The organism is Corallococcus sp. AB018, from assembly GCF_003986945.1.
Classification (GTDB): Bacteria; Myxococcota; Myxococcia; order Myxococcales; family Myxococcaceae; genus Corallococcus; species Corallococcus exiguus.
Map to the genome: position 1 here is coordinate 32,094 of NZ_RAWR01000037.1, position 20,647 is coordinate 52,740.

Here is a 20,647-nt window from a genome sequence, read left to right on the forward strand (position 1 = left end):
CACCTTGACGGTGGGCGGCATGCGCGTGGCCGTCGTCCGGAAGGACATCAAGAATCTGCATCTCGGTATCTACCCTCCGGATGGTCGGGTCCGGGTTGCGGTACCGCTGGTGGTTTCCGACGCGGCCGTGCGGGTGGCCGTCATCAGCAAGCTGCGGTGGATCAAGCGGCAGCGGGCAGCCTTCGAGCGCCAGGACCGCGAATCCAAGAGGGAGATGGTCGGCGGCGAGAGCCACTTCTTCCTCGGGCAGCGCTACCGTCTGGACGTCGTGGAGTCCCAGGGGCCTGGGCACATCGTCCTCCGCAACCGGAGAACTCTTGAGCTGCACACGCGGCCCGGATGGGACACCCGGCGGCGTGAGCAGTTGCTGCACCGCTGGTATCGTGAGCGTCTCCGCGAGATCATCCCGCCCCTCGTCGACAAGTGGCAGTCGGCGCTTGGTGTAGAGGTCGCCGCGTGGGGCATCAAGAAGATGAAGACCCGGTGGGGCTCGTGCAACGCTGAAGCCCGCCGCATCTGGCTGAACCTGGAGTTGGTGAAGAAGCCGCCGGAGTGCATTGAGTACCTTGTCGTTCACGAACTCGTGCACCTGATCGTGCGGCATCATGACGACCGTTTTACCGCCCTGATGGACAGGCACCTGCCCAGGTGGAGGCTGGTCCGGCGGACATTGAACGTGGCCCCGCTGGCGAACGACACCTGGGAGTACTGAGCAATCTTGTCCTCGGCCTTGAACATGCAGGATGTCACCCAGGGCATGTTCGCAATGCGCCGCGACGAGCTACGCAACGCGCTGGCCGCTTTCGCGGCGGGCCTGGGCGCGAGACCGTGACGGTGCTGGTGGTGACGGAGTTCGGCCGCAACGTCCGAAGGTGTTCCCAGGCTACCGGTAGGACAGCGCCCTCGGGATGTTCATCTGAACCGTGTCGCCCTGGGAGCGCGCGGTGTGATGGAGTGCCAGCGTGCAACGCCTCCGCCGCCTCCTCATGGCCTTCATCCTTATCACCGGCATGCTGTATCTCGCGCTGTGCGCGGTCCTCTTCGCCGCGCAGCGCTCCCTCATCTACCCCGCGCCCCACACGGAGCCCGCGAACCTGCGCGACCAGCCGGGCTTCGGCGTGGTGCCGCTGGCCTCAGGCCTCAACGTGGACCGCTTCTATCTGCCCGCGCCTCCTGGGGCCCGCACCGTGGTGCACTTCCACGGCAACGGCGAGCAGCTCCTGTGGCAGCAGGGCCTGGGTCAGGCGCTCGGGGACGTGGGGTTGGGCTTCCTCGCGGTCGAGTACCCCGGCTACGGCGCGTCGCCGGGCAGTCCGTCCGAGGCGGGCCTGTACGCGTCCGCGGAGGCCGCGCTCCAGTTCCTCCGTGAGCAGGGCGTGAAGCCAGAGGACATCGTGCTCAGCGGACGCAGCCTGGGCACCGGCGTCGCCGTGGAGATGGCCCGGCGCGGATACGGTGCACGCATGGTGCTGGTGTCCCCGTACACGTCCATGGTCGCCATGGGCCAGCGCACCATCCCCTTCCTCCCTGTGTCGCTGCTGATGCGAGACCGCTACCAGTCGCTCGACAAGGCCAAGGACATCCCCATCCCCGTCCTCATCATCCATGGCGAGCAGGACGAAGTGGTCCCTGTGGACATGGGCCGCACGCTGGGCCAGCGCTTCCCGCACGCCCTCGTGGTGACCGTGCCAGGCGCGGGCCACAACGACGTGCTGGAGCGGGAGGGTCAGCAGGATCTCGCGCGGCTGGCCAGGTTCGCGCTCGACGGCAGCTGAGCGGCCCGGCAGGACGCATGACGTCCTGCGTTGCGTTCCCTTGCGCCTACCGGTGAGCGCCGGATTATGCTCGGTGTCATCAACGCGATGTTTCATCGCGTCCTCAAGCTCCCCCGAGGGATGGATGAGCATCGACCCGGCCCCTGCCGCGACCCTGTCCGAAGCGGCCCGTGAAATCGTCGAAGTGGGCCGCTTCCTCAGCGTGCGCAACTTCGTGCCCGCCACCAGCGGCAACTTCTCCCGCAGGCTGGATGCCCGCACCACCGCCGTCACCCGCTCCGGCGTGGACAAGGGCGAGCTGGTGGAGGCGGACATCCTGGTCGCGGACATCCACGCGCCGCCGCCCAAGGGCTCGTCCGCGGAGACGCCCCTGCACCTGCAGCTGTACAGGGACCGGCCGGAGGCGCAGGCCGTGCTGCACACGCACTCCGTGGTGGCCGCGCTCCTGTCGAACCTGCGGCTGCCGGAAGGCGAGCTGGTGCTCCAGGACTTCGAGCTGCTCAAGGCCCTGGGCGACACGCGCACGCACGAGGCGGCGGTGTCCATCCCCATCTTCCCCAACGACCAGGACATCCCCCGGCTCGCGGACAAGGTGACCGCGATGCTCGCGAAACGCACGGACCTGGTCGCGTATCTCATTGCCGGCCACGGGCTCTACACCTGGGGCCGGAGCATGGCCGAGGCCCGCCGCCACGTCGTGGCGCTGGAGCACCTGCTGACGTACGAACTCGAGAAGATGAAGGTGCGGCGATGAGCAAGCTGATTGTCTACAACGACCACCAGCCGGAGGCGCCGCTGGGCGTCTTCACCGAACCCGAGGACATCCGTCGCGAGCTGAAGCCCGCGGGCGTGCGCTTCGAGCGCGTGGACGCGTCCGTGGACCTGCCGGACGGCGCGGGCCAGGAGGACGTCCTCGCGGCCTACAAGCACGTGGTGGACGCGGAGATGAAGGCCCACGGCTACAACACCGTGGACGTGGCGCGCATCAAGCCGGACGCGCCCAACGTGGAGGCCGCCCGCGCGAAGTTCCTCTCCGAGCACGCCCACACGGAGGACGAGTCGCGCATCATGGTGGAGGGCAGCGGCTGCTTCTACCTGCACGCGGGCGACAAGGTCTTCCAGGTGGAGTGCACGCGAGGCGACCTCATCAGCGTGCCGGAAGGCATGAAGCACTGGTTCGACATGGGCGCCGCGCCCCGGTTCGCCGCCATCCGCTTCTTCATCCGCCCGGACGGCTGGGTGGGCCACTTCACCGGCGAGACCATCGCCGAGCGCTTCCCCAAGTACGCGCCGTGAGTGCTCCCAAGGCAGTCGTCACGGACATCGAAGGCACCACCAGCTCCATCGCCTTCGTGAAGGACGTCCTCTTCCCCTTCGCCCGGAAGCACCTGGCGGAGTACATCGCCACGCACGGGCAGCAGGCCGCCGTGCGCCAGTGCCTGTCCGACGCCCGCACGCTCGCGGGTGAGCCCGGCCTGGACGAGGTCGGCACCGTCGCGCTGCTCCAGCGCTGGTTGAACGTGGACCGCAAGGCCACGCCGCTCAAGACGCTCCAGGGGCTCATCTGGGAGGAGGGCTACGCGCGCGGCGAAATCAAGGGCCACGTCCACGCGGACGCGGCCCGGGCCCTGCGTGAATGGCACGCGAAGGGGATGCGCCTGTATGTCTATTCCTCCGGCAGCATCGCCGCGCAGAGGCTCATCTTTGGCTACAGCGTGGAGGGGGATCTGACGCCGGTGTTCTCCGGCTACTTCGACACCACCACCGGACCCAAGGTGGAGGCGGCGTCGTACACGAAGATTGCCCAGGCGCTGGAGCTGCCGCCCAACGACATCCTGTTCCTCTCCGACAACACGGCGGAGCTGGACGCGGCGAAGCAAGCCGGCCTGCGCACCGCAGCCCTGGACCGGGGCGAGGTGGCCCTGCCGCCGGGCCACGGGCACCCGGTGTTCCACGACTTCACGTCGCTCGACCCGTTCGCGCACGTGTCCTGAATTGATTCCTCATCCCGAGCCTTCCCGGAGCGGAGCCTCCCCCATGTCGAGTTCCAACAAGCCCGTGCTGGGCATCATCGGCGGCAGCGGCCTGTATCAGATTGACGGCCTGACGGATGTCTCGTGGCGCCGGGTGTCGTCGCCCTTCGGTGAGACGTCGGACGAGTTCTGCTTCGGGCGCATCGGCGACCAGCCGGTGGTGTTCCTGCCGCGCCACGGGCGTGGGCACAAGATTCCGCCGTCGGAGCTGAACTTCCGCGCGAACATCGACGCGCTCAAGCGCAGCGGCGTGACGGACATCCTCTCCGTCTCCGCGGTGGGCAGCCTGCGGGAGGATTTGCCGCCGGGCACCTTCGTGGTGGTGGACCAGTTCGTGGACCGCACCTTCGCGCGCGTGAAGAGCTTCTTCTCGCAGGGGCTGGTGGCGCACGTGTCCATGGCGAAGCCCACGTGCTCGCGCCTGGGCGACGCGGTGATGGCCGCGTGCGAGGGCCTGGACATCAAGGTCGTGCGCGGTGGCACGTACCTGGTGATGGAGGGCCCGCAGTTCTCCACGCTGGCGGAGAGCAAGATGTACCGGCAGTGGGGCTGCGATGTGATTGGCATGACCAACATGCCGGAGGCCAAGCTCGCCCGTGAGGCGGAGATCTGCTACGCGAGCGTGTCGATGGTCACGGATTTCGACTGCTGGCATCCGGACCACGACGCGGTGACGGTGGATCAGGTGATCGCGGTGCTGCTGGGCAACGCGGGCAAGGCGCGCGGGGTGGTGAAGAACATCGCGCCGCTCGTGAGCCAGCACTCCACCCCGTGCCACGCCGGCTGCCAGACGGCGCTGGAGCACGCCATCATGACGTCGCCCGACGCGCGCGACCCGGCCATGGTGGAGAAGCTCTCCGCGGTGGCGGGCCGCGTCCTCAAGCGCTGAACGGCCGGACAAGGAAGACACGGCGATGAAAGTCCAAGGCGTTCCAATGCGCTCCATCTGGGTCGAGTCCGACGGCTGGAGCGTCGGCGTCATCGACCAGACGCGCCTGCCGCACGCGTTCGTGAAGGTGAAGCTGTCCACGGCGGACGAAGCGGGCCACGCCATCCGCAGCATGTTGGTGCGCGGCGCGCCGCTCATCGGCGCCACGGCGGCGTACGGCGTGTGTCTGGCCATGCGGCAGGACGCGTCCGACGGCGCGCTGGAGCAGGCGCTGACCATGCTCCGGGCCACGCGGCCCACGGCGGTGAACCTGCACTGGGCGCTGGATGGGATGCGCCAGGTGCTCGCACCGCTGAAGCCGTCGGAGCGCGTGGAGGCAGCGTACCGGCACGCGGCGGCGCTGTGCGACGAGGACGTGGCTATCAACCGCGCCATCGGCGAGCACGCGCTGAGGCTGTTCCAGGAGGCGTGGGACAAGAAGGGCCGCAAGGGGCGGCTCAACGTGCTCACGCACTGCAACGCTGGCTGGCTGGCCACGGTGGACTGGGGCACGGCGCTGGCGCCCATGTACCTGGCGCACGACGCGGGCCTGCCCTTGCATGTCTGGGTGGATGAGACGCGCCCGCGCAACCAGGGCGCGGTGCTGACGGCGTGGGAGCTGGGACAGCACGGCGTCCCGCACACGGTCATCGCGGACAACGTCGGTGGGCACCTGATGCAGCACGGGGAAGTGGACCTGTGCATCGTCGGCACGGACCGCACGACGGCGCGCGGGGACGTGGCGAACAAGATAGGCACGTACCTGAAGGCGCTGGCCGCGAAGGACAACGGCGTGCCGTTCTACGTGGCGCTGCCGTCGCCCACCATCGACTGGACCCTCCAGGACGGCGTGAAGGGGATCCCCATCGAGCAGCGTGACGGCACGGAGCTCAGCGACGTCACGGGCCGGCTGCCTTCGGGGGACATCGCCACGGTGAGGATTACGCCGCCGGGGAGCCCCGCCGCGAACTACGCGTTCGACGTGACGCCCGCGCGGCTGGTGACGGCGCTCGTCACGGAGCGCGGCGTGTGTCCCGCGACGGAGGAGGGGATGCTGTCCCTCTTCCCGGAGCGGCGCGCTCGGCGGAGCCCCGCGAAGTGAGCGGGGCGGGGGGCCACCAGGCACTGCGCGAGGCGATGGTGGCCACCTCGCGGCGGATGAACACCTCCGGGCTGAACCAGGGCACGTCCGGCAACCTGAGCCAGCGGGTGGAGGGCGGCTTCCTCCTCACGCCGTCCGGGATGAACTACGAGACGATGACGCCGGAGGACCTGGTCCTCATGCGCTTCGACGGCTCGCACGAGGGCCACCGCAAGCCGTCCACCGAGTGGCAGCTGCACCGGGACCTCCTCCAGGCGCGGCCGGAGGTGGGCGCGGTGCTGCACACGCACAGCATGTTCAGCACCACGCTGGCGTGCCTGCGCCGGGGCATCCCCGCCTTCCACTACATGGTGTCCGCGGCGGGCGGCACGGACATCCGGTGCGCCGAGTACGCCACCTTCGGCACGCCGGAGCTGGCGCGGCACATGATGGTGGCCCTGGAGGGCCGCAAGGCGTGTCTGCTGGCCAACCACGGAATGGTCGCCGTGGGCGTGGACCTGGCAGCGGCCTGGAAGCTGGCGGTGGAGGTGGAGACGCTGGCGGCCATGTATTGGCGCGCGCTCCAACTGGGCGAGCCCGTGGTGCTGGACGACGCGGAAATGGAGCGCGTGTTCCAGCAATTCCGGGGGTATGGCCAGTAGGCGCCGCTCCGCGCACATGTTCCTGCATGATTCCTGGGGTCCCTGCCTCTAAGTCGGACAGGGGGGAGGCGGCCAGGTCAGCCTCGGTCTCCAGGAGGAGTCGGCATGCGGTGGGTTCTCGGGTGCATGGTGATGATGGCACTGGGGTGTGCCTCGCTCATGCCGGTGGGGCGGGAACCCTCGGATCCGCGGCTGAAGGACGCGCTCCAGGCCTATGAGCAGTCCGCGACGCTCTACGAGGCGGGCCGGTACGCGGAGGCCGTGGCGCCCGGTGAGCACGCCCTGGCGCTGCGGGAGGCCGTGCTCGGGGGCGCGCATCCGGACGTGGCCTACTGCCTGAGCCTGCTGGGGGAGGTGTACCGACTCCAGGGGGACTTCGCCCGGGCGGGTGTCCTCCACGAGCGAGCGCTGGCCATCCGCGAAGCGGTGGTGAACGACGACGCGGCGAAGGCCGTCACGGTGGCCAGGCTGCTCGGCTTCGCCGCCTCCCCCACCATGGAGACGGACCGTCAGGCCGGGGGCTTCTACGACCATGGGCACGCGATGTCCCGGCGGACGAACAACCTGTTCAGCCTGGACAAGCGCCGCCGCATGGGGGCGTTCGCCAGCCAGGAGGTGACCCTCAGCGAGAACCAGTCCGCCTTCGCCGAGTCCCTCAACAACCTGGCCAATCTCTACCAGGAGCAGGGGCTCTACAGCCGCGCGGAGCCGCTCTACTCGCGCGCGTTGGATTTGCGGGAGACGGTGCTCGGCAAGCACCACCTCACCGTCGCGGACTCGCTCAACAACCTGGCGCTGCTCTACCGGGAGCAGGGGCTGTATGGCCGGGCGGAGCCGCTCTACGTGCGGGCGCTCGCCCTGCGTGAGTCGGCGCTGGGCAAGGAGGATCCGCTGGTCGCGGACTCGCTCGACACGCTGGCCACGCTCTACCAGGACCAGGGGCAGTACGGCCGGGCGGAGCCGCTGGGCCTGCGCGCGCTCTCCATCCGGGAGGAGGCGCTGGGCAAGAAGCATCCGTTGGTCGCGGACTCGCTCAACAACCTGGCCAATCTCTATCAGGACCAGGGGCTGTACGACCGGGCGGAGCCGCTCTACGCGCGGGCGCTGGCCATCCGGGAGGCGGCGACGGACGGCAGCCCTTCGGACCTGGCCGCCGCGCTCAACAACCTGGCCACGCTCTACCAGGCGCAGGGGAAGTACAGCCAGGCGGAGCCGCTCTACGCGCGGGCGCTGGCCCTCTGGGAGAAGGCGTTCGGAACGCACCATCCGCACGTCGCGGCGTCGCTCAACAACCTGGCCACGCTGTACCGGAAGCAGGGGAAGTACAGCCAGGCGGAGCCGCTCTACGCGCGCGCGCTGGCCATCTGGGAGGAGGTGCTCGGCAAGAGGCATCCGGACGTCGCGGGGTCGCTCAACAACCTGGCCACGCTCTACCGGGACCAGGGGAAGTACAGCCAGGCGGAGCCGCTCTACGAGCGCGCGCTGGCGATTCGTGAAGCCGTGCTGGGCCGGAATCATCCGGACCTCGCTGCGTCGCTCAACAACCTGGCGCTCCTGCGTCTGGCGCAGCACCGCCTGGACGACGCGGTGCCCTTGTTCACGCGCGCCTTCGGAGTCTCCGAGCAGCGCCTGCGTCGCGAGGCGCTCGAGTTCTCCGAGGCCCGGTTGGCCAGCTTCCTCCAGCACCTGCGCGCGGACGAGGAGCAGCTCTACGCGCTCGTGCGAGCGCACCCGGACTCCGCCAACGTCCGGCGTCTGGCATTGAGCGCCGCGCTGCTGCTCAAGGGCCGCTCCGTGGAGGAGACGGCGGACATCTCCCGAGCGGTCTACCGGAGCCTGGGCGCGGAGGAGCGCGGCACCTTCGAGCAGCTGCGCAAGCTGCGAACCCAGCTGGCCAGTCTCTCGCTCCACGGGCCCGGAGCGCTCACGCCGTCCTCCTATCAGCGACAGCTCACGGCGCTGACCGAGCAGGGCGATGCGTTGGAGGCGACGCTCGCCAGCCGTTCCGCGCCGCTGCGCGCGTTGGCCGCGCTGCCCGCGCCGGATGACATCGTCGACCGCGTCGCGGGAGCCCTGCCGGGTGATGGCGCGCTCGTGGAGTTCATCACCTACGAGGACCGTCCCCTCGTGCTGGGAACGGGCACGGCCCAGCTCCGCTGTCTGGCGTTGGTGCTGCTGCCCGACGGGAACATCCGCGCGTTGGACCTGGGGCCCGCGGCGCCCATCGAAGCCGCGGCCTCCAGTCTGCGTGACGCGCTGGCCCGCCGGGACGCGGCCTTCGAGGACTCCGCCCACGCGCTCTACCGGCTCGCGTTCCAGCCGCTGCTCCCGCTGTTGGGGAAGGCCCGCCGCCTCTTCCTCTCACCGGATGGTCAGCTGGCGCTGGTGCCCTTCGCGGCGCTGCACGACGGCCGGCGGTACCTGGTGGACAGCTACGACTTCACCTACGTCACCTCCGGGAAGGATCTGCTGCCCCGGCCCCAGCAGCGGAGGCCGGCGTCCTCGGTGGTGGTGCTGGCGGATCCCGCGTTCAACACGGGGCTCCAGGCGTCCCCGCTCCCCGCGGGAGGCGCGTCCGTGGTGGCGGAGCGTTCGCCTTCGCTGCGGCGCGAGGACCTGGTGGCGAGGGACTGGGCACCGGTTCCGTTGCCGGGCTCGCGCGAGGAGGCGGAGGCCATCCAGCGCCTGTTCCCGCAGGCGCAGCTGTTCCTGGGACCGAAGGCGACCAAGGAGCGGCTGCTGCACCTGAGCACGCCGGGCATCCTCCACCTGGCGACCCACGGCTTCTTCCTGGAGGACGCCGCCGCGCCGGAGAACGCGCGAGCCGTCGCGACCTTCGGAGCGCTGGGCGAGGATCCTCAGGCCGCGCGCCCGCCGGATCCGCTGCTGCGCTCCGGCCTGCTGCTCGCGGGGGAGACGGAGAAGAATGCTTCCGACAGCGCGCTGGTGACGGCGCTGGAGCTGGCGGGCCTGGACCTGTGGGGCACGCAGCTGGTGGTCCTGTCCGCCTGTGACACGGGCCGGGGCGCGGTCCGGCGGGGCCAGGGCGTCTACGGCCTGCGCCGGGCCTTCCTGGTGGCGGGCGCGGAGACGGTGGTGATGAGTCTCTGGAAGGTGGACGACGCGACGACGCGTACGTTGATGGAGACCTACTATCGCCACCTGCTCGGCGGCGAGGGCCTGGCCACGGCGCTGCGTGAAGCGATGCGGGAGCTGCGAAGGGCGCAGCCCCATCCGCACTACTGGGCGCCCTTCATCGCCATGGGACGGGATACGCCGCTGCGGCTGCTGGAGGCGTCCGCGCGGCCCTGACTTTAGCGTTTCGTCGATGCGGGCTTCTGGATCAGGAGCCGAAGCGCTTGGATGCTGAGAAGCTCCTGCGGATTCCGATGAATCATCCGGTGGCAGTTGGCGCACAGGGGGATGAGTGACTCCACGGAGTTCACCCGTTTCCCTTCCGAGACCGGGACCTCATGGTGCATCTCGATGAAGTCCTCACCGAGCGCACCGTAGCGCTCGACGAAGTCGAACCCGCACACGTGACAGGTGATCCGGCCCCGCCTGTTCCTCCAGTGGGACTTCGCTTCCGCGCGCAGCCGGGCGCTCCGCTCGTAGGTCAGGTGTGTCCGATACTGCTTCCCACCTTCTTCATGGCCACCTGGGTCATCCAGCAATGCCGCATGAGCCGCTTTCGTCGGCATCTTGTACCAGCCGAGGTGAGGGAAGCGGCTTCCGGGGAACGCGATGTCGACCCTGGCGACCAGTTCGTAATTGAAGGCCACACCGAACCCCGAGGGCTGCATGGCTTTCAACCATCCAGAATTGTCATGGGTGTCGACCTCAATCAGTCGTTTCACCGTGTGGGTGAACTGACGCTTGTTCTCGTACTCGAACGCCCTGCCGCGAGTCACCTTGAGGAGCGTGGTGAAGCGTTTCAGCTTCTTGTCGTAGCCGTAGAAGTGAAGTCCGGGGCGGAGGACGAAGGTCGGCCAGTGACGTGCCTTCCATCCGCTCCACATGGACCAGCTCCGATCCTGATCATCGGGCGTGGCACGGGTCATGGCGAAATGGGCTTTGATGGTCATGGCGGTCCCTATCCGAGCTTCTGGCCAATGGCCTTCATCATGAGGGCGGCATCCGCGAGGGCGACCTTGAACCGGTCGAACTGTTCCGGGCGTTGCTCCAGGTCCTCGATCAACCGCTGCTGGTTGTAGACCTTGCGCAGAAGGTACGCCGCGAACCGGACATCCTGGACGCAGTTCTCCGGATAGGGCGGCTCCTCGTATTGGGGCTCGGGAGCGGCCTGTGCCTTCTTGACCGTGGGCGCGGGGGCGGCCGGTGCCAGCACCTGGATCCGGGTGATGTTCGTGAGGATGTCGGAGTCCCGCTCCCGCTGAACCTCGACGACGCGCGACGTGGTCGCGGTGCCAATCTCCAGGCTCTTTCCCACCCACTCCGAAGGGGGAACCTCGAAGAGCGAACGCCCCTCCACCTTCGGGTCGGAATCCCTCAGGTCGACATGGCCTCCAAGGTTCTTGGATTGGCCACGCATGACCGCGAAGCGGCGCCCTTCGTACTCGTAGACGCCGACCGTGTAGCTGCTGGAGCCCGTGCGGACCCGGTAGACCTGCCAGGCAAGCTCCTCGAGCTTGCCGAATCGGGTGACCTCTTCCGACATGGTCGCTTCCCCCCAGTGCGGGCGATGAAGCACCGGAGGGTAGGAGGAAGCCTGGACCTTGGGCATCCCTCCTCAGAGGGATGTCGTACCGCCCTGAATGGCTGTAACGCTTGTTACCTCGACAGAGAGGGATCAGGCGCTGCGCAGCGTGAGCAGTGTGACCTCGGGCGGGACGCCGATGCGGAAGGGGAGCCAGTGCCCCGTGCCGCCGGAGACGTAGAGGTGGCTGTCCTTGAAGCGGTAGCGGCCCAGCATGTGCTTGAAGGCGAAGCCGAACAGGGGAATCCCCAGGAAGGCCACCTGTCCGCCGTGGGTGTGGCCCGCGAGCGTGAGGCGGGCGCCGCGCTCGGCGGCGTAGGGGAAGAAGTCCGGGTGGTGGGAGAGGCAGAGCACCACGTCGTCCGGGTTCCCGTCTTTGAAGGCCGTCTCCGCGGAGCGCTGCCAGCGGCGGTCTTTCCCCGTGCGGCTGGCGCCGGACATGGGGAAGTCCACGCCCACCACGCGCACGCGCTGGCCGCCGTGCTCCAGCACGTGGGCTTCATCCACGAGCAGCCGGACCGGCGCGCCACGCTGGGCCAACTGCTCATATCCGCCCAGGACTTCATCGAGCCCGCGCCAGTGTTCGTGGTTGCCGAGCACCGCGAGCATGCCGTGGCGGGCCGTCGTGGAGGCGAGGGCGGCCATTGTCTCGTCGACCTGGTTCACGTCGTCGATGAGGTCACCGGTCATCACCTGGAGGTCCACGCCCGCGGCGTTCATCACCTCCACGGCGCCGCGCAGGTACTCGGGGGAGATGAAGGGGCCCACGTGCACGTCGGTGATCTGCCCGATGCGGAAGCCGTCGAGCGCGGCGGGGAGGCCGCGCAGCTTCACCTCCACCTCACGAACGGTGAAGCCCAGGCTGCCACCCACGACGCCCACGCCGCTGGCTCCGATGGCGAGGACGGGCATGGCCTGTCCGGCCTTCACCAGGAGGTTGCGGCGCTCCATGTTCACGCCGGGAGGCGCGGCCTGCTGGCGGCGTTCGGCGCGCAGCTTGAGGATGAGGAACGGCGGGCCCATCAGCATCACCAGCAGCGCGGCGATGCTCCACACCACGGCGAACAGCTTCACCGGCACGAGTGCCGGAGGCGTGTGGTGCAGGCCGTAGCCCGTGACAGCGGGCACGGTCCACGCCGCGAACGCGAAGACAGAGAGGCCCAACAGCACGCCATGGCGCCAGCCTCGGGTGACGACGGGCAACAGCCTGCGCAGCACGAGGTACGCGCCCAGGTAGACGAACAGCAGGACCAACAGCCTTCCCATGGTGTGCGCGCTCTCGGTGTGAGGAACCCCGAGGATAACGGCTCGCCTGACAGCGCGCTGTGCCCCGTGACCGGGTTGCTCGCCTCCTGGGCTCCACGGGAGTGAACGTGGAATAACAGGAAAATGAGAAGAATCTCCGGGGCCGGCGTCCGCGTCGGGTGGCTGTGGCTGGTGATGCTGCTGGGGTGTGCATCCGCACCCGGGCCCTTACCCTCGAACGAGTCGTCACGGGAGTGCGAGGCCAGCGACGAGGATCAGTGCCTCACGCAAGTCTGCGAGGACGACGTCTGCGCGCTGTTCCGGTGCGAGGACCTGGCACCAAAGCGCATCGTGCGGACGCGGGGAGCCATGCCGGTGGCACCCATCTTCGTGGCGCCCGGAAGCGGGCCGCAGCGAACATGGGGAAGTGCGCAGGGCCTGCCGGGCGACGCGGTGCCCGTCATGGTCTTCCGCTGGCGTCCCCGAGAGAAGCTCCCCAGCGAGCTTCGCCGCGAGAAGGCGCAACAGGAGTGGGCGAAGCGACCGAAGGAGCGGCACCACATCTTCCCGCAGGCGTTCAAGGATCACTTCGAGGAAAAAGGGATCAACATCCACCAATACGTCATCGCCATCGATGCGGAAGTGCATGCACGCATCCATCGGGGCGAGCGAGGGGGGCCATGGAACCGGGATTGGGATGCGTTCATCCAGCGGCGGCGCGACGGAGCCCAGATACCCGAATACTTTGAGCATGCCTCCCTGATGATTCAGAAGTACGGACTCTTTGGACTGACGATGACGTACTGGCAGCAGGTGGATCTCCTGCCGCTTCCAGCCGAGGACTGAGCCATGCGCTACTTTTCGGTCGAGAGCCTGAAGGGCGATGAAGCAGGGCACTGGACGGGTTCGTACCGGGCTCGCCACCGATGGCACATCTCCGGGGTCGAGTGTCCCAGGTTCGGTCCGTGGGCGGGGATGGATGCCTTCCCCTCGGTGGATTTGTCCGAGGTCGCGGAGCCCGCGCTCTCTGAGTGGAAGGGACCCATGTCCCTCCCTGAATACAAACGATTGACTGCGCTCGTGCGCCCCTTCGTTCCCCCCGAGCTTCCCCTCTACGCGGGTTGTACGTTCGGGCCCATGGTCGGAACCGCCCAAGGCAAGTTCGGCCCTGTGACCTGCTGGCCTTCGTGGGTGGTGGTCCTCCGCGAGGACGCGGTCGAGTTACTCAAGGCTGAAGGCCTGAAAGGCGTCATCGCGGTCCGGATGGAGCTCAAGTCCCGCCGGAGCACGATGCCCGCGCTCTACGAACTGGAAGCCCGGCCATTGGCGAAGCTGCATCCCGACTGCATCGGTGAGTGGAAGACGCCCGCCTGCGCCATCTGCGGCAAGCCCGAGTCGTTCGACCTGCCTCCGAAGCGCTGGCTGCTGCGCTCCTCCATTCCGGAAGGGATCGATGTCTTCGGCATCGAAGGGGCCAACCCGCGCGTCGTCAGCGAACGCTTCGTCGAAACCGTGCAGCGCCTGGGCCCCAGTGACGTGCGCTACCAGGAGCTGCCCGCCGAGTAGTCACATCCCTCCACCCGGGCTCGCGAGCCTCAGGTGCGAGTGCCGCGCCTCGGCCCGCTGGGCTTCCAGCTGAAGAACGTGGAGTAAGCGGGCAAGAAGCAGAGGAGCGAGGAGCGGAGGCGGAATGCGCGCGTGGTTGTGGCTTTGGGTTGTCTTGCTGGCGGGGTGCGCATCAGCGCCAGTGTCCTCGCCCCAAGAGGGCTGGGCAGAGTCGTCGCGGGAGTGCGAAGCCAGCGACGAGGACCAGTGCCTCACTCAAGTTTGCGAGGACGACGTCTGCGCGCTGTTCCGGTGCGAGGACCTGGCACCGGACCGCATCGTGCGGACGCGAGGGGCCATGCCGGTGGCGCCCATCTTCGTGGCGCCCGGAAGCGGACCGCAGCGGACGTGGGGAAGTGCGCAGGGCCTGCCGGGCGATGCCGTGCCCGTCATGGTGTTCCGCTGGCACCGGCGGGAGAAACTGCCCAGCCAGCTTCGCCGCGAGAAGGCGCGACAGGAGTGGGCGAAGCGGCCGAAGGAGCGGCACCACATCTTCCCGCAGGCGTTCAAGAAGCACTTCGAGGACAAGGGTATTGAGATCCACAAGTACGTCTTGATGATCGATGCGGAAGTTCACGCACGCATCCATCGTGGCGCGTTGGGCGGACCCTGGAATCGAGATTGGAATACCTTCATCGAACGTCAAGGGGCCGAGGCTGACATCCCGGATCATTTCGAGCACGCCGCATGGATGATTCGAAAATATGAACTCTTTGGTCTTCCGATGACGTATTGGCAGCAGGTCGACCTGCTGCCCGTGCCCTTCGAGGATTGAGCCATGCGCTATTTCGAAGTTCGTGGCCCGCCTGACGGTGTGGAACCGCAGTGGAGCGGTGAGTACCGGGCAGAGCACCGATGGCACCTGTCCGGCGTTGACTGTCCCAGGTTCGGCCCCTGGGCATGGATGGATGCCTTTCCATCCGTGGACCTCTCCGCTGTGCAGGAACCGGTGCTGGCCGAGTCCAAGGGGCCCATGTCCGTCGCGGAGTACAGCCGGCTGGTGGCGCTCATTCGCCCCTTTGTTCCTCCCGAGCTTCCCGTGAGAGCAGGGGGCTCGTTCGGGCCCATGGTCGGAACGGCAAGAGGCAGGTTCGGTCCGATCACCTGCTGGCCCGCATGGCGGCTGCTCCTCCGCGAGGACGCGGTGGACCTGCTCAAGGCCGAAGGCCTGCGGGGCATCATCGCGGTCCGGATGGAACTCCGGTCCCGCCGGAGCACGATGCCCGCGCTCTACGAGCTGGAAGCCCGGCCCCTCGCCCGGCTGCATCCCGACTGCATCGGTGAATGGAAGACGCCCGCGTGTGAGCTCTGCGGCAAGCCCGAGTCGTTCTCCCTGCCTCCGAAGCGCTGGCTGCTGCGCTCCTCCATTCCGGAAGGGATCGACGTCTTCGGCATCGAAGGGGCCAACCCTCGCGTCGTCAGCGAGCGCTTCGTCGAAGTCCTACAACGCCTGGGCCCCAGCGACGTGCACTACCGCGAACTTCCCGCCGAGTAGTCACATCCCCCCGCCCGGGCTCGCGAGCCGCAGGTGCGAGTGCAGTGTCTCCGCGCGCAGGTACAGGAACTGCGCATCCCCGAAGGCCAGCGCGTCCCCGTCCGTGAGCATCCGCTCCTCGCCCTCGCCCAGCTCCGCGGCGTTCAGCCAGGTGCCGTTCATGGACGCCAGGTCTTTCACCGAGCACGTCCCCTGCGTCGCGTGCCAGCGCAGCACCGCGTGATGCTTCGACACGGAGGGGTCGTGCACCATCAGCGTGCACCCCTCCATCCGCCCCACCCGCAGCTCCTGCCCGTCCTGCTCCGGCCCCAGGAAGTGGACCTCCAGCGAGTCGAACGCCTGGAGCATCACCAGCAGCCGGTCCACCAGCCGTGAGCGGTGCGCCATCCCCACCGTGCGCGCCTCCGCCAACCGCAACGCCACCTGCTGGAACACCGGCTCCGGCGGCTGTTGGATCAGCACCACCGGTCCGGAGGCTTGCAGAAACGCCTGGACGGGCGCGTAGGCGAACGGGCGGAGCTGTTGGACAGAGGGCATCACGCCCCCACGTTACCCCCAGCCCCGCCCTAGCGCGAGCCACGGACTCCCAGTGTCAGCTGCCCGGCGGTCCTTCCAACCACTTCAGGACGCGACAGACGCCTTCATCAGGTGGTCGCCGTAATCCTCCCGCAACTTCATCTTCAGGAACTTCCCCGTCGACGTGCGCGGAATCTGGGTCACGAAGAGGATGTCATCCGGCAGCCACCACTTCGCGAACTGCTTCTCCAGGTGCGCCGTCAGCTCCGCCTTCGTCGCCTCCTGGCCCGACTTGAACACCACCGCCGCCAGCGGCCGCTCGTCCCACTTCGGATGCCGCCCCGCGAACACCGCCGCCTCCAGCACGGACGGATGCGCCATCAGCGCGTTCTCCAGCGCCACGGAGCTGATCCACTCGCCGCCGGACTTGATGACGTCCTTGCTGCGGTCGGTGATGTGCAGGTAGCCCGCCGGGTCGATGGTCACCACGTCGCCCGTCTTGAACCACCCGTCCTTCGTGAACCGGTCCTTGCCCTCGTCCCCGTAGTAGGACGCCGCCACCATGGGCCCGCGCACCTCCAGCTCGCCCATGGCCTTGCCGTCCCAGGGGAGGATCTCCCCCGTGTCGCTCACGTGGCGCGTCTCCACGAACGGCACCGAGTAGCCCTGCGACGCGTACGCATCCAGCTGCGTCTCCGGCGACGCCGTGTGCAGGTCCCCCTTGAGCCGCGCGAGCGTGCCCACCGGGTTCATCTCCGTCATGCCCCACGCGTGCAGCACGTTCTGCCCGTGGCGCTTGCGGAACCCGTCAATCAGCGCCGGCGGCGCCGCGGAGCCGCCAATCACCATGTGCCGCATCCGGCCCAGGTCCCACTTGCCCGGCTCGCGGTCCAGCTGCGCCAGGATGCCCAGCCAGATGGTGGGCACGCCGCCCGCCACCGTGACCTTCTCGTTCTGCATCAGCTCCAGGAGCGACTGGGGGTCGAGGTGCGGCCCGGGCAGCACCTGCTTCGCTCCCGTGAGCAGCGCGTCGAACGGCAGGCCCCACGCCGCCGCGTGGAACATGGGCACCACCGCCAGCACCGTGTCGGACTCCCTCAGCCCCAGCACCTCCGGCATGCAGCACACCAGCGAGTGCAACACGATGGAGCGGTGGCTGAAGAGCACGCCCTTCGGGTTGCCCGTCGTGCCGGACGTGTAGCAGAGCATCGCCGCGCTGTTCTCATCCAGGCGCGGGAACTCGAACGTGGGCGACTCCGCCGCGAGCAGCTTCTCGTAGTCCAGCCGCCCCTCCGGCACCGGCCCGTCATCCGGGATGACGATGACGTGCTTGATGCTGCCGGCGGCCTTCTCGAACTTCTCCACCAGCGGCAGCAGCGAGCGGTCCACCACCACCACCGTGTCCTCGGCGTGGCGCGCGATGTAGCCCAGGTCGTTGGGGTGCAGCCGCAGGTTGAGCGTGTGCATCACCGCGCCCATCGCCGGCACCCCGAAGTACACCTCCAGGTGCTGGTGGTGGTTCCAGCTCAGCGACGCCACGCGGTCCCCAGGCTTCACTCCCAGCCGCGTGAGCGCGTTCGCCAATTGGCAGACACGCCGGTGGAAGTCCGCGTACGTGTAGCGGTGCAGGGACTTGTCCGGCCTGCGGCTGACGATCTCCTGCGCGGCGTAATAGGAGCGAGCCCGCTCCAGGAAGTGCGTCAGGGTGAGCGGGAAGTCCATCATGCGACCGGTGAGCATCGGCACCATCCCTTCGGGAGAGGGGGAAGGGCCGGATGCTACCGGATGCGCGGCGTCATGCCTGCCACTCCCGGTGGGGGCAGGCATGGCGCATGACGTCAATGTCAGCCGAAGAAAACCTGCGCGACTTCGAAGAACTCCTTGGGCACGCGCTTGAGCTCGCGGGTGGCTTCGGCCAGTTGCTCGCTGACGATTTCGTTGCCGCGCAGGGCGGCCATCTTGCCGAACTCGCCCCGGGCCACCATGTCGCACGCATGCACGCCGAACCGGGTGGCGAGCACCCGGTCGTGCGCCGTGGGGGCGCCGCCGCGCTGGATGTGGCCCAGCACGGAGACGCGCGTCTCGAAGCCGGTGCGGCGTTCAATCTCCGCCGCGACGATGTTGCCCACGCCGCCCAGGCGCGGACGGCCTGCTTCGTCCAGGGAGCCGGTCGTGACGAGCTGCTCGTTCTGCTCCGCGGACATCTTGATGCGCGTGCCTTCCGCCACCACCACGATGGAGAAGGTGCGCCCGCCCGCGTGACGGCGCTGGAGGTGCTGCGCGACGGCCTCCAGGTCCGCGGGAATCTCCGGGACGAGGATGACGTCCGCGCCGCCGGCGATGCCCGCGTAGGTGGCGATCCACCCGACGTGACGGCCCATCACCTCGCAGACGATGACGCGCTTGTGCGACTCCGCGGTGGAGTGCAGCCGGTCCACGGCCTCCGTCGCGATGTGGACCGCGGTGTCGAAGCCGAACGTGAAGTCCGTGCCGTTGAGGTCGTTGTCGATTGTTTTTGGCACGCCGACGATGCGCAGGCCCTCCTGGGACATGCGCGTGGCGGCGGACAGGGTGCCCTCGCCGCCAATGGCGATGACGGCGTGGATGCCATTGCGCTCCATGGAGCGCTTCACGCGCTCCAGGCCGTTCTCCACCTTGAACGGGTTGACGCGCGAGGTGCCCAGGATGGTGCCACCCCGGTGGAGGATGCCGGAGGTGGTCTCCCGCGTGAGGCGGAAGTGGTTGTCGTCCAGCAGGCCCTTCCATCCATCACGCAGGCCCATCATCTCGAAGCCGTGCTCGCTGGCACGGCGGACAATGGCGCGGATGACCGCATTGAGGCCGGGGCAATCACCCCCGCCGGTGAGCACGGCGACTTTCATGGATCCGGTTCTAGCGCGACCCGGCCTCCGCGCGTGAGGACGGATTGCACGGAGTGCCCGTGGGAAACCTTCCCCGGTCCCCGGGCGTGCGGGGGACCGGGCTTGTCAATCGTCCGCGGCGCTCATGTGTCATTCCCGGAAGCGTGTGGCCTTGCCGCGCGGCGCCACGCACCGGGCGGCTGAGGGGCCGGCGACCGGGGCGGGGAGGCCGGCATATGCTGGCCAACACATGGACCTACGGGTGTTCCAGACGGAGCAGGAGGCGGCCACCACCTGCGCGGCGCGGATCGCCGAGGCGGTGCGCCACACGCCGGAGCTGGTGCTGGGGCTCGTCACGGGGCGCTCGCCGCTCAACGTGTACCGGAACCTGGTGGAGCTGGCGGCCCAGGGGGCGCTGGACCTGTCGCGAGCGACGACGTTCAACGTGGACGAGTTCCTGGGGCTGCCACCCGAGGACGCAGGCAGCTTCCGCGCGTACATGGACCGGCACCTGTTCCGGTATGTGAATCTGTCAACGGAGCGGATCCACTTCCTCGACGGGTGCGCGCCGGACGCGGAGGCGGAATGCGCGCGCTATGACGCGGCGCTCGCGGCGGCCGGGGGGCTGGACCTGTTGCTGCTGGGCGTGGGGCCCAACGGGCACATCGCGTTCAACGAGCCCGGCGAGGTGCTGACGGCGACGAGCCACCGCGCGCGCCTGTCGCGGGAGACGCGGCTGTCTCACGTGATGGCGTTCGGGGATGATCCGTCCAAGGTGCCCATGGCGGCGCTGACGCTGGGCATGGCGGCGGTGCTCCAGGCGCGCAAGGTGGTGGTGCTCGCGTTCGGTGTGAACAAGGCCGCGGCGGTGACGGCGATGGTGCACGGCCCGCTCACGCCCCGGTGGCCCGCGTCGTTCCTCCAGCTCCACCGCGACGTGGAGCTGTGGCTGGACACGGGCGCGGCCAGCGGCCTGCACGGGCGCAAGCTGGAAGCAGCCCGGACCTGACCCGGAAAGGCACGTGCGGCCCCGAAAGGCCGGGGGGATGTGACTTTATTGGCGAAGTGCCAATAGTATGCGGCCATGGGTCTTCCAGTGCGAGCCGCGCTGCTGCGGGAAGTGGGTGGTCCCTTCGTCATCGACGACGTCGAACTCGATGCGCCTCGGGAGGGCGAGCTGCGCGTGCGGGTGGCGGCGAGCGGCATCTGCCACACCGACCTCACGTACCGGGCGGGAGCGGGCCGCTTCCCGTTGCCCGCGGTGCTGGGCCACGAGGGCGCGGGCGTGGTGGAGGCGGTGGGGGAGGGCGTGACGGGCTTCCAGCCTGGCGACGCGGTGGTGCTCAGCTACTTCTCGTGCCGTGGCTGCCGCACGTGCGCGGGCGGACACTTCCCGTACTGCGAGCGGGGCTACGCGGGGAACTTCTCCGGCTCGCGGCCGGATGGCTCGTTCCCCATGCGGTGGCGCGGCGAGCCCGTCCGCTCGAGCTTCTTCCATCAGTCGTCGTTCGCCACGCACGTGCTGGCGCATCAGCACAACGCGGTGAAGGTGGACGCCTCGGTGCCGCTCGAGCGGATTGCCCCGCTGGGCTGTGGGTTCCAGACGGGGGCGGGGGCGGTGCTGGAGGCGTTCCGGCTCCAGCGGGGGCAGCAGCTCGCCGTCTTCGGGGCGGGCTCCGTCGGCCTCGCGGCCATCATGGCGGCGCGGGTCGCGGGCGCATCTCGCATC

Annotated in this window: 21 protein-coding genes; 15 read left to right on the forward strand and 6 right to left on the reverse strand. The window is 68.7% G+C overall.

Annotated elements, in window-relative coordinates:
• The first annotated feature begins 19 nt into the window (after positions 1-19).
• From D7Y11_RS10625 to D7Y11_RS10665, 9 genes are all read left to right on the forward strand, one after another.
• A complete protein-coding gene (locus tag D7Y11_RS10625) occupies positions 20-712 on the forward strand; it encodes a M48 family metallopeptidase (RefSeq protein WP_199753711.1) in 693 nt (230 codons plus the stop codon).
• 250 nt (positions 713-962) lie between these two features.
• A complete protein-coding gene (locus D7Y11_RS10630) occupies positions 963-1,775 on the forward strand; it encodes an alpha/beta hydrolase (protein ID WP_126933610.1) in 813 nt (270 codons plus the stop codon).
• Between the two features lie 124 nt (positions 1,776-1,899).
• On the forward strand, positions 1,900-2,529 hold the full coding sequence (locus D7Y11_RS10635; protein WP_126933611.1) for a methylthioribulose 1-phosphate dehydratase: 630 nt from the start codon (positions 1,900-1,902) through the stop codon (positions 2,527-2,529).
• A complete protein-coding gene (locus D7Y11_RS10640) occupies positions 2,526-3,071 on the forward strand; it encodes an acireductone dioxygenase (protein ID WP_126933612.1) in 546 nt (181 codons plus the stop codon). Before D7Y11_RS10635 ends, D7Y11_RS10640 begins: the two co-directional genes overlap by 4 nt.
• Positions 3,068-3,769, forward strand: coding sequence for an acireductone synthase (gene mtnC / locus D7Y11_RS10645; RefSeq protein ID WP_126933613.1), 702 nt, complete (start codon positions 3,068-3,070; stop codon positions 3,767-3,769). The genes D7Y11_RS10640 and mtnC overlap by 4 nt, the downstream gene beginning before the upstream one ends.
• 43 nt (positions 3,770-3,812) lie before the next feature.
• Positions 3,813-4,697: an S-methyl-5'-thioadenosine phosphorylase gene (locus tag D7Y11_RS10650; RefSeq protein WP_120574544.1), complete on the forward strand. Its 885-nt coding sequence runs from the start codon at positions 3,813-3,815 to the stop codon at positions 4,695-4,697.
• Positions 4,698-4,722: 25 nt separating this feature from the next.
• Positions 4,723-5,838 carry an S-methyl-5-thioribose-1-phosphate isomerase gene (gene mtnA / locus D7Y11_RS10655; RefSeq protein ID WP_126933614.1) on the forward strand — a complete coding sequence of 372 codons (1,116 nt, stop codon included), beginning with the start codon at positions 4,723-4,725 and terminating at the stop codon, positions 5,836-5,838.
• Positions 5,835-6,479: a class II aldolase/adducin family protein gene (locus D7Y11_RS10660; RefSeq protein WP_120593589.1), complete on the forward strand. Its 645-nt coding sequence runs from the start codon at positions 5,835-5,837 to the stop codon at positions 6,477-6,479. The genes mtnA and D7Y11_RS10660 overlap by 4 nt, the downstream gene beginning before the upstream one ends.
• Positions 6,480-6,584: 105 nt before the next feature.
• Positions 6,585-9,791, forward strand: coding sequence for a tetratricopeptide repeat protein (locus D7Y11_RS10665; protein ID WP_126933615.1), 3,207 nt, complete (start codon positions 6,585-6,587; stop codon positions 9,789-9,791).
• Positions 9,792-9,793: 2 nt separating this feature from the next.
• On the opposite strand, the gene D7Y11_RS10670 is transcribed toward D7Y11_RS10665, so the two are convergent.
• From D7Y11_RS10670 to D7Y11_RS10680, 3 genes are all read right to left on the reverse strand, one after another.
• The gene (locus D7Y11_RS10670; RefSeq protein ID WP_126933616.1) at positions 9,794-10,564 is read right to left on the reverse strand and encodes an HNH endonuclease; all 771 of its coding nucleotides are present in this window, start codon (positions 10,562-10,564) and stop codon (positions 9,794-9,796) included.
• Between the two features lie 8 nt (positions 10,565-10,572).
• On the reverse strand, positions 10,573-11,157 hold the full coding sequence (locus D7Y11_RS10675) for a hypothetical protein (RefSeq protein ID WP_126933617.1): 585 nt from the start codon (positions 11,155-11,157) through the stop codon (positions 10,573-10,575).
• A 132-nt stretch (positions 11,158-11,289) separates the two neighbouring features.
• Complete coding sequence (locus D7Y11_RS10680; RefSeq protein ID WP_126933618.1) at positions 11,290-12,462, reverse strand: metallophosphoesterase; 1,173 nt, start codon at positions 12,460-12,462, stop codon at positions 11,290-11,292.
• Positions 12,463-12,585: 123 nt separating this feature from the next.
• Between D7Y11_RS10680 and D7Y11_RS10685 the strand changes: the two genes are divergently transcribed.
• The 4 genes from D7Y11_RS10685 to D7Y11_RS10700 all read left to right on the forward strand — a co-directional run bounded on the left by D7Y11_RS10685 (position 12,586) and on the right by D7Y11_RS10700 (position 15,541).
• Positions 12,586-13,287, forward strand: coding sequence for a TIGR02269 family lipoprotein (locus tag D7Y11_RS10685; RefSeq protein WP_121752970.1), 702 nt, complete (start codon positions 12,586-12,588; stop codon positions 13,285-13,287).
• Between the two features lie 3 nt (positions 13,288-13,290).
• The gene (locus tag D7Y11_RS10690; protein ID WP_121752969.1) at positions 13,291-14,007 is read left to right on the forward strand and encodes a double-CXXCG motif protein; all 717 of its coding nucleotides are present in this window, start codon (positions 13,291-13,293) and stop codon (positions 14,005-14,007) included.
• Between the two features lie 124 nt (positions 14,008-14,131).
• Positions 14,132-14,821, forward strand: coding sequence for a TIGR02269 family lipoprotein (locus D7Y11_RS10695; protein WP_121752968.1), 690 nt, complete (start codon positions 14,132-14,134; stop codon positions 14,819-14,821).
• A gap of 3 nt (positions 14,822-14,824) precedes the next feature.
• Complete coding sequence (locus D7Y11_RS10700; protein WP_126933619.1) at positions 14,825-15,541, forward strand: double-CXXCG motif protein; 717 nt, start codon at positions 14,825-14,827, stop codon at positions 15,539-15,541.
• Here D7Y11_RS10700 and D7Y11_RS10705 read toward each other — a convergent pair whose 3' ends face one another.
• The 3 genes from D7Y11_RS10705 to D7Y11_RS10715 all read right to left on the reverse strand — a co-directional run bounded on the left by D7Y11_RS10705 (position 15,542) and on the right by D7Y11_RS10715 (position 18,939).
• Positions 15,542-16,078 (reverse strand): FHA domain-containing protein, encoded by a 537-nt coding sequence (locus D7Y11_RS10705; RefSeq protein WP_120561334.1) that lies wholly within the window; start codon positions 16,076-16,078, stop codon positions 15,542-15,544.
• An 84-nt stretch (positions 16,079-16,162) separates the two neighbouring features.
• Entirely contained in the window at positions 16,163-17,797 is a 1,635-nt protein-coding gene (locus D7Y11_RS10710; protein ID WP_126933620.1) for a long-chain fatty acid--CoA ligase, read from the reverse strand.
• A 104-nt stretch (positions 17,798-17,901) separates the two neighbouring features.
• Entirely contained in the window at positions 17,902-18,939 is a 1,038-nt protein-coding gene (locus D7Y11_RS10715; RefSeq protein WP_120574557.1) for a 6-phosphofructokinase, read from the reverse strand.
• A 229-nt stretch (positions 18,940-19,168) separates the two neighbouring features.
• Between D7Y11_RS10715 and D7Y11_RS10720 the strand changes: the two genes are divergently transcribed.
• A complete protein-coding gene (locus D7Y11_RS10720; RefSeq protein ID WP_126933621.1) occupies positions 19,169-19,927 on the forward strand; it encodes a glucosamine-6-phosphate deaminase in 759 nt (252 codons plus the stop codon).
• A 75-nt stretch (positions 19,928-20,002) separates the two neighbouring features.
• Positions 20,003-20,647 (forward strand): alcohol dehydrogenase catalytic domain-containing protein (locus tag D7Y11_RS10725; RefSeq protein WP_158641917.1); only part of this gene is annotated, 645 nt, incomplete at its 3' end.

Bases quoted from the DNA above. Each gene is read 5' to 3' on its own strand.
- D7Y11_RS10695 (WP_121752968.1), top strand. From the start codon at position 14,132: ATGCGCGCGTGGTTGTGGCTTTGGGTTGTCTTGCTGGCGGGGTGCGCA.
- D7Y11_RS10705 (WP_120561334.1), bottom strand. From the start codon at position 16,078: ATGCCCTCTGTCCAACAGCTCCGCCCGTTCGCCTACGCGCCCGTCCAG.
- D7Y11_RS10675 (WP_126933617.1), bottom strand. From the start codon at position 11,157: ATGTCGGAAGAGGTCACCCGATTCGGCAAGCTCGAGGAGCTTGCCTGG.
- D7Y11_RS10710 (WP_126933620.1), bottom strand. From the start codon at position 17,797: ATGCTCACCGGTCGCATGATGGACTTCCCGCTCACCCTGACGCACTTC.
- mtnA (WP_126933614.1), top strand. From the start codon at position 4,723: ATGAAAGTCCAAGGCGTTCCAATGCGCTCCATCTGGGTCGAGTCCGAC.
- D7Y11_RS10625 (WP_199753711.1), top strand. From the start codon at position 20: ATGCGCGTGGCCGTCGTCCGGAAGGACATCAAGAATCTGCATCTCGGT.
- D7Y11_RS10635 (WP_126933611.1), top strand. From the start codon at position 1,900: ATGAGCATCGACCCGGCCCCTGCCGCGACCCTGTCCGAAGCGGCCCGT.
- D7Y11_RS10665 (WP_126933615.1), top strand. From the start codon at position 6,585: ATGCGGTGGGTTCTCGGGTGCATGGTGATGATGGCACTGGGGTGTGCC.
- D7Y11_RS10685 (WP_121752970.1), top strand. From the start codon at position 12,586: ATGAGAAGAATCTCCGGGGCCGGCGTCCGCGTCGGGTGGCTGTGGCTG.
- D7Y11_RS10680 (WP_126933618.1), bottom strand. From the start codon at position 12,462: ATGGGAAGGCTGTTGGTCCTGCTGTTCGTCTACCTGGGCGCGTACCTC.
- D7Y11_RS10670 (WP_126933616.1), bottom strand. From the start codon at position 10,564: ATGACCATCAAAGCCCATTTCGCCATGACCCGTGCCACGCCCGATGAT.
- D7Y11_RS10640 (WP_126933612.1), top strand. From the start codon at position 2,526: ATGAGCAAGCTGATTGTCTACAACGACCACCAGCCGGAGGCGCCGCTG.
- D7Y11_RS10690 (WP_121752969.1), top strand. From the start codon at position 13,291: ATGCGCTACTTTTCGGTCGAGAGCCTGAAGGGCGATGAAGCAGGGCAC.
- D7Y11_RS10700 (WP_126933619.1), top strand. From the start codon at position 14,825: ATGCGCTATTTCGAAGTTCGTGGCCCGCCTGACGGTGTGGAACCGCAG.
- D7Y11_RS10650 (WP_120574544.1), top strand. From the start codon at position 3,813: ATGTCGAGTTCCAACAAGCCCGTGCTGGGCATCATCGGCGGCAGCGGC.
- D7Y11_RS10720 (WP_126933621.1), top strand. From the start codon at position 19,169: ATGGACCTACGGGTGTTCCAGACGGAGCAGGAGGCGGCCACCACCTGC.
- D7Y11_RS10715 (WP_120574557.1), bottom strand. From the start codon at position 18,939: ATGAAAGTCGCCGTGCTCACCGGCGGGGGTGATTGCCCCGGCCTCAAT.